The organism is Undibacterium sp. Tian12W (genome assembly GCF_049339405.1).
Classification (GTDB): domain Bacteria; phylum Pseudomonadota; class Gammaproteobacteria; order Burkholderiales; family Burkholderiaceae_D; genus Undibacterium.
On record NZ_JBMPPK010000016.1, the window covers coordinates 105,519 to 117,681 of the forward strand.

Below are 12,163 nucleotides of genomic sequence, written 5' to 3' on the forward strand. Positions count from 1 at the left end.
CTTATGGTACTTATCTGGATAGATATTCCCTGAGCTGGATAACATTGCCTTCCGGGTCGTAGCCATCGCAGATGCGGTAATGCTGGAATTCCCATTCGTAGTTCTCTGCATCTATCCTGCCACCAAGCTTGGCGGCCACATCCCTGGCTTTGCTGATGCTGGCAACAGGCAGCATTAATTTGATCGCGGTGTCTGACCTTAGCTGCGGCGGGACCAAAATTTCGAAGGTGTTGGCAATCTGCGGCGGGATGGCATGAATAACCAACTGAAAATGCGGCAACTCGAAAATCGTATAGTCGTCATTTGCGTGGGTAGCGGTCGGCCGCAGGACTTGCTCGTAAAAACCACTGAGCTTGCTCAGGTTCTTGGCATAAATGATGGCACCTGGGGTAGGTAAGTGCGACATGATAGTCCTCGGCTTGTTTAAATCGATAATTTTATGTTATTTTTTTGATATTGTCAGCGCTCAAACCCAGGGATCGGCAAAATATAGACAGGCTAGCTCGCCTTAAATTCATCCTGAGGCTGTTGATGAAATGAGTTTTAGCACATACGCAAATCACTTACAAATTTTACACGGATTGGTTTTTTCTTATGCGTTAATATATAAAGGCGTATGCAAAGACGCCAAAGACGCCAAAGACGATGGGTATCGTAGTTCAGTACGAATTATGAGGAAAAAGTCTTTTGCGGTTTATAATTTCAGCTGTTACAACTTTAATGTGCATTTTTTGTCACTGACATGGTTAACATTTCCGGAACCAAGTCGGGCAAATAAAGTCTTAATGACTATGAATCAGGTTTCCAAGCAAGTACATCCGGATTTTCATCAGCATCAGAAGGGGCAATTGCGATCCATAGCGCTGGCCGCCCTTGTGCATGTCGTTTTGTTAAGTTTTTTATGGATAGGTGTGCGCTGGCAAAATAAGGAAAGCAACGCAGTTGAGGCTGAGGTCTGGGATATGACCACCCGTGAAGCTGCCCCCAAGCCTGTTCCGGTTCCCGATCCTGTCGTAGAAGAAAAGCCGAAAGAGCCTGTGCCGGTCAAGGAAGAAGTGCGTCAGGAAGATCCTGAAATTGCCCTGGCGCAGGAAAAAAAGCGTAAATTGCTCGAAAAGAAAAAAGAAGAAGAGCATCAACGCGAACTTGCTGAGAAAAAACGCAAGGAAGAGCAGCAGGAAAAACTTGCCGAACAAAAGCGCAAGGATGAAAAACTTACTCAGGAAGCAGATAAGAAAAAGCTGGCGGCCAAAGAAAAAGAAAAATCCGAAAAACTCCTAAATGACGAAAGAGAAAGGATAAAAAAACAGCTAGCTAATGCAGGTAACGGAAATTCTGGTAACAGTGAAAAATCTACGGGCAATAACCGCGGTGACCCCAGCTATAGCGCAAAAATTGCAGCCAAGGTCAAATCCAATACAAGTTACACTGGGACTGACAGTACGGCCGGTAATCCTACAGTGGAATACACGATTAACCTATTGCCAGATGGATCACTACGTGGTGCAATACGCAAAGTTAAATCCTCGGGAATTCCAGCGTTTGATGATGCGGTTGCTGCTGGCATAGAAAAATCAGCTCCATTCCCGCGTGACAAGACTGGTCAAGTTCCACCCAGTGTGACGGTGGTTAACCGTATGAAGGAAGAATAAACTCCAATGATGTCTATGTTGAAGAAAATAGCTGTAACGGCTGTGATTGCAGCGGTCGCCAATTTATCGGGGTTCGCTCCTGTCTCTGCCCAGATCAGGGTAGAAATATCAGGCGTTGGCTCCAACCAGATACCGATTGCAATTGCCGGATTTACCGACGAGGCCCTGACGCCTCAGCAAGTGACCAGCATCATCAAGGATGACTTGAACCGCAGCGGCTATTTCAAGATCATCGATGCCAACACAGTTTTGAATGAAAACGCTGTCGTTAATTTTGGCGACTGGAAATCCAAAGGCGCAGATGCGCTGGTGGTTGGCAGCGTACAAAGCCTGGCAGATGGCCGCTTTGACGTGCGTTATAAATTGTTCGACACAGTCAAATCGAATGCCCTGTCTGGTTTTTCGGTCACTGCGCCGCCAAACAATATACGTCTGACAGCCCACAGGATAGCTGACGATATCTACGAAAAATTGACTGGTGTACGCGGTATTTTCTCTACCCGCATCGCTTATGTGACAAAGGCTGGTTCTGAATATCGCCTGGAAGTGGCCGATGCTGATGGTGATGGAACCAAAATCGCCTTGCGTTCTTCAGAACCCATCATTTCTCCGGCATGGTCGCCAGATGGCACCAAGGTTGCCTATGTGTCCTTTGAAAAGCGCAAGCCTGTAATATTGGTACAAAACCTGATCACCGGTGAAAGAACAGAAGTTGCCAATTTCAAGGGTAATAATTCAGCACCGGCATGGTCTCATGATGGCAGCAAATTGGCAGTGGCTTTGTCGCGCGATGGTCAGACCCAGATTTTTACGGTAAATGCCAATGGCGGTAATCTGCAAAAATTAACCTCCAGTTCATCGATTGATACTGAGCCGCAATTTTCTGCCGATGGTCAGTCTATCTATTTCCTGAGCGACCGCAGCGGCGGCCCACAAATTTATAAAATGAGTGCAAGTGGTGGTGATCCAAAACGCGTGACCTTTACCGGTTCATACAATATCACCCCAAGAATATCCCCTGACGGTAAGACTTTGGCTTATATTTCACGTCGTGATGGCAAGTTCCAGTTGTATGCACTGGATTTGGCCAGCGGCCAGGAATTAAGACTGTCTGATACTACCAAGGACGAGTCACCAAGTTTTTCACCAAATGGACGCTACATCATGTACGCAACTGAGTCTGGCCGTCGTGGCGCGCTCGCGGTAGTGTCGATTGATGGCAAGGTGAAGCAGAAATTGACGGTCCAGGCCGGAGATATTCGGGAGCCCACCTGGGGTCCTTTCATGAAATAAGCTGTATTGACTAATTGCTTATCTATTTTAAATCAGGAGAGAAAATGCGTACTACATCCCAATCCAAAACCCTGGCAATCTTGATTTCCAGCGTTGTTCTGATGACAGCTTGTGCTTCCAAAGTTCCGCTGGAAGACAAGAAAGTCGAAGATAAATCTACGACTACGACAACGGCGTCCAGCACAGACACAAATACAGTAAAACAAGTCACTGCAACTGTTGATCCATTGACGCAAGGTGCATTGGCCAAGCGTAGCGTGTATTTTGACTATGACAGCTATGTTGTAAAAGAAGAGTTCAAACCAGTGGTTGATGCACATGCCAAGTTCCTTGGCACTAACAAAAACCGCAATATCCTGATCCAGGGTAATACGGATGAACGCGGTGGTCGCGAATACAATCTGGCATTGGGCCAAAAGCGTGCAGAAGCCGTACGCAAATCCCTGACTTTGCTGGGTGTGTCCGATGCGCAGATCGAAGCTGTTTCTTTGGGTAAGGAAAAACCAAAGGCAACAGGTAGCGATGAAGCTTCCTGGGCAGAGAATCGCCGCTCCGATATTCTGTACAAGTAATCTCGTGTTTGAAAGCCTCGTTTGAGGCTTTCTTTGCATTTGGCACTGCATCTTTGATGTAAAGCTGCAGTGCGTATCCATTTTTTCAGATCGCCATGAAACTTAATTCCATACGCACCACCATTCTTGCTGCCGCGCTGTCTTGCGCATTTTTGCCTACCATGGCGTCTGCCGGTATTTTTGACGATGATGAGGCGCGCAAAGCCATACTGGATTTGCGGGCAAAAGTGGATGCGGTCAATGCCAGGCTTGATTCCAGACTGGAAACCAAGGCAGACAAGGGTACTGCACTGGAGCTGGCAAATGAAAATGAAGCGCTGCGCGCAGAAATATCCAAGTTGCGCGGCCAGATCGAAGTGTTGACCAATGATCTCACCAATGCGCAAAAGCGCCAGCAGGATTTTTACATCGATCTCGACAATCGTATTCGTAAATTGGAACCCAAACGTGTGACAGTAGATGGCCAGGACGCGACTGTCGATGTTAATGAGCAGCGTACTTATGATGCTGCTGGCACCCTGTTTAAAGCTGGTGACTATAAGGCTGCAACGCCTGCCTTATCCAACTTCCTGATGAATTATCCACAATCCGCTTATGCAGGAACTGTGCAGTACTGGCTGGGTCTTGCTTACTTCATGCAGCGTGATTACCGCAACGCCATCGCTAACATGCAACTGGTAGTAAAAAGCTACCCAGACCACCCCAAGGTACCCGATGCCTTGCTGAATATCGCCGCTTGCCATATCGAACTCAAAGAAAAACCTGCAGCCAAAAAAGTGCTGGAAAGCGTTCTGGCCAAATACCCGGACACTGAAGCTGCGCAGGCAGCCAAAAATCGTTTGGCGGGGTTGAAGTAAGTCAGCCCCATAGTGGCGTTGCTGAACGGCGACGCCAGAATCTCTTGCCTTGCATACTGTCCTCCCTATGGCAGGACAGGAAAATCAGGCCTGCCTGACAGGCCTGTCCTTTCTTATTCCTGTAACGCCGTTGACAGAGTATCTGGAACATACTATAATTTTGGTCTTTCGGGGGTCGTTAGCTCAGCTGGTAGAGCAGCGGACTTTTAATCCGTTGGTCGCAGGTTCGAATCCCGCACGGCCTACCACGAATTACAAAGACTTAGGTCGTGTTACTAAGTCTTTAAATTTTTTAGCAATTGCAATAATTTTGGGTCGTTAGCTCAGCTGGTAGAGCAGCGGACTTTTAATCCGTTGGTCGCAGGTTCGAATCCCGCACGGCCTACCAAGATTTATGGCAAAAAGCCAACCTTACGGGGTTGGCTTTTTGCTTTTCTGCATTTCGCATAACCTCAATACCTCAATAAATTGAGTTTAAGTATTCCCGCTGATATTTCAATCAGGCGACTTACCTGCAACAACGTCAGGAGCTGGCATCATGAATAAATGGCTGTTACTAGGCATTGCCATCATTGCTGAAACCATCGCGACTTCATCATTGAAAGCGAGCGAGGGGTTTACCAGATTGTGGCCATCAGTTTTAGTGGTACTGGGATATGGTTTGGCGTTTTATTTTCTGTCGCTGACTCTGCGTGTGATACCTGTGGGTGTGGCTTATGCAGTCTGGTCTGGTGTTGGCATCGTGCTGGTCACTCTTATAGGATGGTTTTTGTTTGGGCAAAAACTGGATATGCCTGCCCTGATTGGTATCGCCTTCATCATGGCTGGTGTGATTATCATGAATGTATTTTCCAGGGCTGCCGCGCATTAAATCACCGCAGCCTTTGATTATAAGTGCTTCAGGCGCGCTGCCAGTGCATGACCCAGTTCTCTTGCCAGCTTTGTCCCTGGTCGCGTGAGATGCTCTGGTACCAGCGGCAGGAATTACTGGTGATCTGGTCCCACACGCCACGCACCAGTATGGCTTGTTCTCCGTCCTTGTATTCTGATTCCCAGGTGCCTACGCCATTAACAAAACTGCCCAGGGATGGTGGTGGGGTCAATACGCCATTTTTTCCATTGACCCAGTAGTCGGCCCATAACTTTCGTTCTGTATCGAGCAGCCTCAGGCCCATGCCGCTAAAGTCGCGTGCGGGTATGCGCAGTTCTTCTACGCTGGCGATGCCGCCAAGTATTTCAATGACGCTGGCTTCGCCTTCAAAAATATCCCATTCCTTGTCTTTCAGGCGGCGGTGTTTGATTTTCCAGTTGCCAGACAAGAAGTGAAAGTCTCCGGGCTTGCCTGTTGCAGCAGGAGTGGCTGGAGATGATATGGTCGCTGTTGTTTCTATTGCCGTTGCTGATGCGGCAAGCCCCGCAGCCAGTTGCAGCAAATTGCGGCGTTTCAGATCGGATGGGTCTGTCGGTTCAATTTCGTTTTTGGCGATGGTGCTCATAGGGTGTCCTTGCTTATTGATCAGAGTAATGTGTGTTGCTGTCATTCATCCTGCTGGTGACGGGCAAAGCTTAAATCGCTAATAGGCTATTATTTATCCTAATTGTTTGCCATGATGCATGCTTGCCCTTTAATGATTGCGTAATTGACACAGACTGTGTCATCCATACTTTTGAAGGGGAAATTTCTCTGAAAGACTGTTAAGGTAAATTACGACCTGATTTGACATCGACTGTGTATGACGAAAGCCTGTTTTTTTGCCGGGTAAGTACTTATGCCTTATCATGCTGGACCTTATGTTAGTGCACGATGAATGAAAGCCATGAAAAAGAAAACTGCCAGTACCGCCCCTGCGGATAAGTCGGAAAAGCATGAAATACGCCCTGGCCAGTCGCTGGAGTTGCTCAAGGAACTGCACATCCTCACGCGTGATGGCAAGATGAACCAGGATAGCCGCCGCAAGCTCAAGCAGGTTTATCATCTGTACCAATTCATAGAGCCGCTATTGCAGAAATTGCAGCAAGACCATGCCGATATCAGCCTGGTGGATCATGGTGCGGGCAAGTCTTATCTGGGATTCATTCTGTATGACCTGTTCTTCAAATCTGAGCAGGCACAAAGCAAGGCCAGAATTTATGGCATAGAGACGCGTGATGAACTGGTGCAGCGCTCGACCGAACTGGCGCAGCGCCTGGATTTTCCTGGCATGTCTTTTTTGAATTTATCTGTTGCCGATTCGATTACTTCATCGGCTCTGCCAGAAAAAATCGATATCGTCACGGCCTTACATGCCTGTGATACCGCTACAGATGATGCAATACAGTTTGCGCTAAAGAAAAAAGCACAGTTCATGGTACTGGTACCTTGTTGTCAGGCAGAAGTCGCAGCAGAGTTGCGCAAGTCCAAGGGCGATGCGGTAAAAAATAATCCCTTGTCAGAAATGTGGCGTCACCCCATACACACGCGCGAATTCGGTAGCCAGATCACCAATGTACTGCGTTGCCTGCAACTGGAAGCACATGGATATCAGGTTAGGGTCACGGAACTGGTAGGATGGGAGCATTCGATGAAAAACGAACTCATCGTGGCAGAATACAAGGGCTTGCCAGCCAAACGGCCAGCAGAGCGTCTGGCTGAAGTGCTGAAGACCACAGGGCTGGAAGCCATGCAGAGAAGATTTTTTGTCCAGTCTTAAGCATTTTGTGGCACACAGACCACCGCAGTTTATCAAGGTCACTGTATGGTCATAAAAAATGATTAATATCATTTATGCTTATTCTGCAATTCACCTGTTTTTTCGGTGCGTTTTTTGATTGTTATATTCACACTCAGTAAAGGATAGAAAACATGCTGGCCGCCGTTGATCTGGGTTCCAACAGTTTTCGCATGCACATCGCCCGGCATGAAGGCGATGTCATCAAAGTCATCAAGAGCGCGCGCGACCCTATACGTCTTGCAGCAGGCCTGGATAAAAATGGCAACTTGACGCCAGAGGCCATGCAGAAGGCGATTAATTGCCTGGCGCGCTTTCGTGAAATTCTGAATGCCTACCCGGTAGAAAGCGTCAGGGTAGTCGCTACCAATACCATACGCATTGCAAAAAACGCAGCGCAATTATTGCCGCTGGCAGAGGCTGCCATAGGTTGCCCGATTGAGGTAATTTCTGGTGAAGAAGAAGGGCGTCTGATCTATATCGGTGTATCGAATGCCGTGGCAGTGCCAGGTGAACGTCGGCTGGTCCTCGATATCGGTGGTGGCTCGACTGAAGTGATACTCGGGCATGGGCATGAGATTTTGAAGGTCGAATCCTTCAGCATAGGTACAGTCAAGCATAGTGCAAGTTTCTTCCCTGACGGACGTTTGACGGATGCCGCATTTGAAGCTGCCATCCTGTCGGCCCGCTCCATGTTTGAAGATGCGGCACCACCTTACCAGCCACAACACTGGCGCAAGGCCTACGGCTCCTCAGGTACCATGCGGGCGATTTCTGATGCCATCAGCAAAGGTGGCCTCGGTGATGGCAGCCTGACCCTGAAGAGCCTGAATGCACTCAAACAATATTGCGTGCAATGCGGGCAGATAGATCAGCTGGAGTTGAGCGGCATCAAGCCTGAGCGAGTCGCGATGGTAGTAGGTGGGCTCGCCATACTGATAGGCCTGATGACAGAATTTAATATCAGTGTCTTGCAGCCGATAGAAGCCGGTTTGCGCATGGGGGTGATGTGGGATTTGTACCTGCGCGCCACCAGACGCGACCGCCGTGAAGTTGCCGTCGAATCGTTTGCGAATTTATTCCGTACTGATATGTCGCGGGCGAACCGCGTCGCAGATATGGTCAAGTCCCTGTATCTGCAATTGAAACCTGCTGGCGATACCTATGTGCGCTTATTGCAATGGAGTGCGACCCTGCATGAAGTCGGCATGGCGATTTCGCATACCGGTTATCACAAGCACGGCGCTTACATGATAGAGAATGCCGACATGGCGGGCTTTACCACGCGTGAGCAAAGAGTGATGAGCAAGCTTATCCTCAGTCAGAAAGGCAATCTGCGCAAGGTCGGTGATGGTCTGGCTGACCAGGATTTTGCCAAGGCGGTGCTGGCACTGCGTCTGGCAGTGATGCTCATGCATTCACGCGCTGAAATTGATTTTGAAGATGTGCGCCTGAAAATGAAAGGCAGAGTTGAGCTTGAAATGAAACGCGACTGGGTCAGTGTCCACCCCACAGTTGCTTACTGGCTGCAAAAAGAAATTGAAGCCTGGCGTGAGATAGGCATAGATTTTCTGGTCCGGGCGAACGTGTAATTTTTCCTGCACCTTACTAATCCCTCCCTGCCATCACGATTGTGCCTGGCAAGGAGAGCTAAGCAAATTCGATCAAACGCAATCAAATGCAATCCGCCACCATAATGGACCTGAACACGCGACCCAGGCGCTTGCCTGATTTGTTATAGGCCTCGAAAATTATCGTGCCACCAAATTTGTTGGCTTTACTGCCTGCACCACCGACCATATCGTAATAATGCACCTTGCTCACTTCCTTTAATGGGAATGAAACCAGCGGTTTTTGTCCGGCATAGGGGTCTTGTTGCAATTTATGGATATGAATGAGGGCGGTCTCTGCTTCATTAAGTTTGCCAAAGGCGGCTGAATACGGATCTGTCTCATAGTCCAGTGCAGGCGATATCAGGTACTCTTTCATCTTGATATCCTGATTGGCGGGCTTGCCGTCAATTTTCCCTGCGAGCTTGCCGTCTGCCAGTTTGTCTATCTGTATTTCAAACTGGTGCTTGCCATTCCCAAAATCGGGGAAATTGGCGCGGCATTTCAATACTTCATCTGCGCTTGCAAGACTGGCGAGCAGGCTGCCTGCGATCGCAAAAATATACTTGAAAGTATTCATCATGTCCTTACCTATAGGTTTGCCTGAATGCGAGCTATAAGGATGACATATTCTCTACCTAATGCCACGTATAGACTGAAAAGTATTGAATGGCAGTACTGCAAGCAATAAAAAAGCGATGCCAGATAAACTGGCATCGCTTTTTGAATGGATCATGCCGTATCAGAAATCAAATTGTGCTGATACTTTATAAGTGCGCGGCGCACCTGGGAATAAATAACCACCCAATGATTGGGTCACATCACGCCAGTAAAACTTGTTAAGTGCATTGTCGATGTTAAAGCGCAGGGTAGTGGCCGTATTGCCGATTTGCGTTGCATAGCGCGCCCCCAGATTGACGACGTGATAGCCAGGCACGGTAACGCTATTGTCCGGGCTGAAGGCCTTGCTGCTGGCGTATTGCCAGCTCGCATTCACATTCAAACCCTTGACTTCAGCTATCGCATAATCTGCATAGACTGTCGATTTAAAGCGTGGCACATTCATGACGCGCTTGTCATCAAGGCTGCTGATGCCGGTGTTTTGCTGTTTGGCATCCAGTGCAGTGATGCTTGCACCCAGATTCAGTTGCGATGTCAGCTTGCCCTGGGCAGAGAGCTCCAGGCCAGTATGCAGTGCCTCACCATTGCTGACATAGGTATTGCTGCTATTGGTATATTCCAGCGGCTTCTTGATGCGGAAGATGGCTGCAGACAGGCTCAGGTCGCGTTGTACATCGGCCTTCACACCAAATTCAATTTGTGTGGATTTGCCGGGGTTCAGCATCTGGCTGGCATTGCTGGTGCCGAATGGCGCGATGCCGCCGTGTTCCAGTCCCTGGGCAAAGCTGCTATATACAGAAACTTGCTGTACTGGTTTGAATACCAGCGCAGCTGTCGATAGGAATTTGTTCTGGTCATAGCCCGGATTATCAAGTTGCGTGCGCGAGATGTTCAGATGACGCAGGCCCAGATGCAATTTCAGGTTGTCTTGCAGACTGATAATGTCCTGTACAAATGCTGACCATTCCTTGTCAGTACGACGCAGCAAAACCGGGCCGGTTTTATTTACAGATGGCATTACGCTGACAGGACGGAACAAATTGCTGCTGCCCGCATAGTCATACACATAATCACCAAAATAATCTTTACGCTGTGAATTGCTGAGGCCAACAGCCAGCTCGTGCTGCATGCCACCCAGATTGAGTTTGCCATTCAACAGGGCTTGTGTGCCCCACAGTGATTTGGATTCATTCACGCTTTGATAGTCATACACATCATAGTCGCCATTCGCGCAATAGCCCGGATACAGATTGGCAGCGCCACAGCCATAAGGGAAGGCTGTGTAGTCATCGCGCTTGAATTCGTGCTTGTTGGCTGAGACACTGGCGCGCCAGTCAGCATTGATCTGGTATTCAAAACGCAGGCCAAGATTGCTGTTGCGGGTATCTACCGGTCTTGCCCATGGCTGAGCATTGAGCATCAGGTCAGCAGGGATACCACGTGGCAAATCCGTGCCATTGAATAATTGAAAACCTGGTACTGACAATTGCGATTTGTGCTGGTAGTCAGCATCGATTTGCAATAGGGCTTGTGGTGTGATGTGCCAGTCAAATGCGGCAGAAAAGAACTGACGATTACCATCTGCGCCTTTGACATAAGAGCGCAGGCGTTCACCCGCTGCATTGATGCGGAAACCAAATTGCTTGTCACTGGAATTGTCACTGATGTCCGCTGCGCCATATACAGTGCCGCGCTCGCTGATTTCAAATGTGGCAGAGCGAACTGCATAGCTGGCAGGGCGTTTGGTCACATAATTGATGATGCCGCCTGGCGTACCAAAACCAGCCTGAAAGCCTGCTATGCCCTTGAGTATTTCTACACGCTCCTTATTTTCCAAAGGAATGGAAGCATCACCAGGAATGGCAAAACCGTCTTTGCGGTAGCTGCTGGAATTATCCAGGGCAAAACCACGTATGGAGAATTGCTCGGCATAACCAATGGCGTTATACGCATCATTGACACTGGCGTCATATTTCATCGCATCCGTGGTCTGGCGTATGCGCAGGTCCTGCATCTGTGCCGTGCTGAAGGCATTGACTGAGTTAGGCGTATCCAGCAGTGCCGCATCAATAAAACCTGTGACTTTGCTGCGCTCTACCTTGTTTTCTGTGCCTTTGCTGCCAGTGATGGTCACTTCTGGCAGGGATTTGTCATTTCCTGCCGTGCTCTGGGCGTGCGCAGATGACAGCGACAGGCAAGCCTGGGCGATAGCGCAGGCAATGATGGTGGGACGTAAAAAGTGCGGGCGTACAGTAAAGTCAGACATGATGTGCTCTTGGTTTGCTTTTAATGCGTTGTGGATGGCAGCGCGGGAGCAAACAAAGAAGCAGGAGGGACCGGGACTTTGCGCTTCCCTTCGCTGGCATTATCCAGATCAGGTAGAAGGGACTCTCTCACCCGGAAATGATTATTCCCAGGACCCCTAGCGTTGAGCCTAGTTTAACATGAAACCGATGCGGCTTTATTTTGACTTTACGAACGCTGTCGCATTTGAGTGAAAAGCGACAGCGTGCCATTCTCATTGCAAACTCAGATTATTGAGTTTAACGAAAGCCTGCGACCATTTTTTTGTTACCTTCAACATAGATTGCGTTGAAGAACAACAAGCTTTTGTTTTTTTCTTTGTATGTTGCAACAAGTTCGTTGATTGTCTTATCTTCTGATAATTCGACCAGTTCCAGAGGGATAATTTCCTCAGCAAGCGAAACTTCATGCAGTACCACATTGTTAAATGGCTCATTGCCAGCATGATAAGAAAAAAGCTTGACGTTGTTGGCTTGTTCAGAAAAATTGATGGCAGTTTGCTGGGCCAGTAAAGTTTTTGTTCCACTGATTTGTGCGTCCATGATG

12 protein-coding genes, 2 tRNA genes and 1 riboswitch are annotated in these 12,163 nt (G+C 48.5%); of the genes, 9 read left to right on the forward strand and 5 right to left on the reverse strand.

Features of this window, described 5'->3' with window-relative positions; genetic code table 11:
• Positions 1-10: 10 nt before the first annotated feature.
• Positions 11-406 (reverse strand): hypothetical protein, encoded by a 396-nt coding sequence (locus ACO0LI_RS20375; RefSeq protein WP_423034885.1) that lies wholly within the window; start codon positions 404-406, stop codon positions 11-13.
• A 130-nt stretch (positions 407-536) separates the two neighbouring features.
• Here ACO0LI_RS20375 and ACO0LI_RS20380 point away from each other — a divergent pair, with 130 nt between their 5' ends.
• From ACO0LI_RS20380 to ACO0LI_RS20410, 7 genes are all read left to right on the forward strand, one after another.
• Positions 537-1,652 (forward strand): energy transducer TonB, encoded by a 1,116-nt coding sequence (locus ACO0LI_RS20380; RefSeq protein ID WP_423034887.1) that lies wholly within the window; start codon positions 537-539, stop codon positions 1,650-1,652.
• A gap of 15 nt (positions 1,653-1,667) precedes the next feature.
• Positions 1,668-2,945: a Tol-Pal system beta propeller repeat protein TolB gene (gene tolB / locus ACO0LI_RS20385; protein ID WP_423034889.1), complete on the forward strand. Its 1,278-nt coding sequence runs from the start codon at positions 1,668-1,670 to the stop codon at positions 2,943-2,945.
• A 44-nt stretch (positions 2,946-2,989) separates the two neighbouring features.
• Positions 2,990-3,517, forward strand: a complete 528-nt coding sequence (gene pal, locus ACO0LI_RS20390; RefSeq protein WP_422950420.1) for a peptidoglycan-associated lipoprotein Pal — start codon at positions 2,990-2,992, stop codon at positions 3,515-3,517.
• Positions 3,518-3,612: 95 nt separating this feature from the next.
• Complete coding sequence (gene ybgF, locus ACO0LI_RS20395; protein WP_422950419.1) at positions 3,613-4,374, forward strand: tol-pal system protein YbgF; 762 nt, start codon at positions 3,613-3,615, stop codon at positions 4,372-4,374.
• Between the two features lie 172 nt (positions 4,375-4,546).
• Positions 4,547-4,622 (forward strand) — tRNA-Lys (locus tag ACO0LI_RS20400).
• Positions 4,623-4,686: 64 nt separating this feature from the next.
• Positions 4,687-4,762 (forward strand) — tRNA-Lys (locus ACO0LI_RS20405).
• 150 nt (positions 4,763-4,912) lie between these two features.
• Positions 4,913-5,245 carry an SMR family transporter gene (locus ACO0LI_RS20410; RefSeq protein ID WP_162059374.1) on the forward strand — a complete coding sequence of 111 codons (333 nt, stop codon included), beginning with the start codon at positions 4,913-4,915 and terminating at the stop codon, positions 5,243-5,245.
• A 28-nt stretch (positions 5,246-5,273) separates the two neighbouring features.
• Here ACO0LI_RS20410 and ACO0LI_RS20415 read toward each other — a convergent pair whose 3' ends face one another.
• Positions 5,274-5,870, reverse strand: a complete 597-nt coding sequence (locus ACO0LI_RS20415) for a hypothetical protein (protein ID WP_422950418.1) — start codon at positions 5,868-5,870, stop codon at positions 5,274-5,276.
• 321 nt (positions 5,871-6,191) lie between these two features.
• Here ACO0LI_RS20415 and ACO0LI_RS20420 point away from each other — a divergent pair, with 321 nt between their 5' ends.
• Entirely contained in the window at positions 6,192-7,064 is an 873-nt protein-coding gene (locus tag ACO0LI_RS20420; RefSeq protein ID WP_423034892.1) for a class I SAM-dependent methyltransferase, read from the forward strand.
• A gap of 152 nt (positions 7,065-7,216) precedes the next feature.
• Positions 7,217-8,674 carry a Ppx/GppA family phosphatase gene (locus ACO0LI_RS20425; protein ID WP_422950416.1) on the forward strand — a complete coding sequence of 486 codons (1,458 nt, stop codon included), beginning with the start codon at positions 7,217-7,219 and terminating at the stop codon, positions 8,672-8,674.
• 82 nt (positions 8,675-8,756) lie between these two features.
• Here the strand turns inward: ACO0LI_RS20425 and ACO0LI_RS20430 are convergent, their stop codons facing one another.
• The 3 genes from ACO0LI_RS20430 to ACO0LI_RS20440 all read right to left on the reverse strand — a co-directional run bounded on the left by ACO0LI_RS20430 (position 8,757) and on the right by ACO0LI_RS20440 (position 12,159).
• Complete coding sequence (locus ACO0LI_RS20430; protein WP_423034894.1) at positions 8,757-9,272, reverse strand: hypothetical protein; 516 nt, start codon at positions 9,270-9,272, stop codon at positions 8,757-8,759.
• Between the two features lie 162 nt (positions 9,273-9,434).
• Positions 9,435-11,579 carry a TonB-dependent siderophore receptor gene (locus ACO0LI_RS20435; protein ID WP_423034896.1) on the reverse strand — a complete coding sequence of 715 codons (2,145 nt, stop codon included), beginning with the start codon at positions 11,577-11,579 and terminating at the stop codon, positions 9,435-9,437.
• A 68-nt stretch (positions 11,580-11,647) separates the two neighbouring features.
• Positions 11,648-11,747, reverse strand: a riboswitch (TPP riboswitch).
• A 109-nt stretch (positions 11,748-11,856) separates the two neighbouring features.
• A complete protein-coding gene (locus ACO0LI_RS20440) occupies positions 11,857-12,159 on the reverse strand; it encodes a hypothetical protein (RefSeq protein ID WP_422970425.1) in 303 nt (100 codons plus the stop codon).
• Positions 12,160-12,163 lie beyond the last annotated feature (4 nt).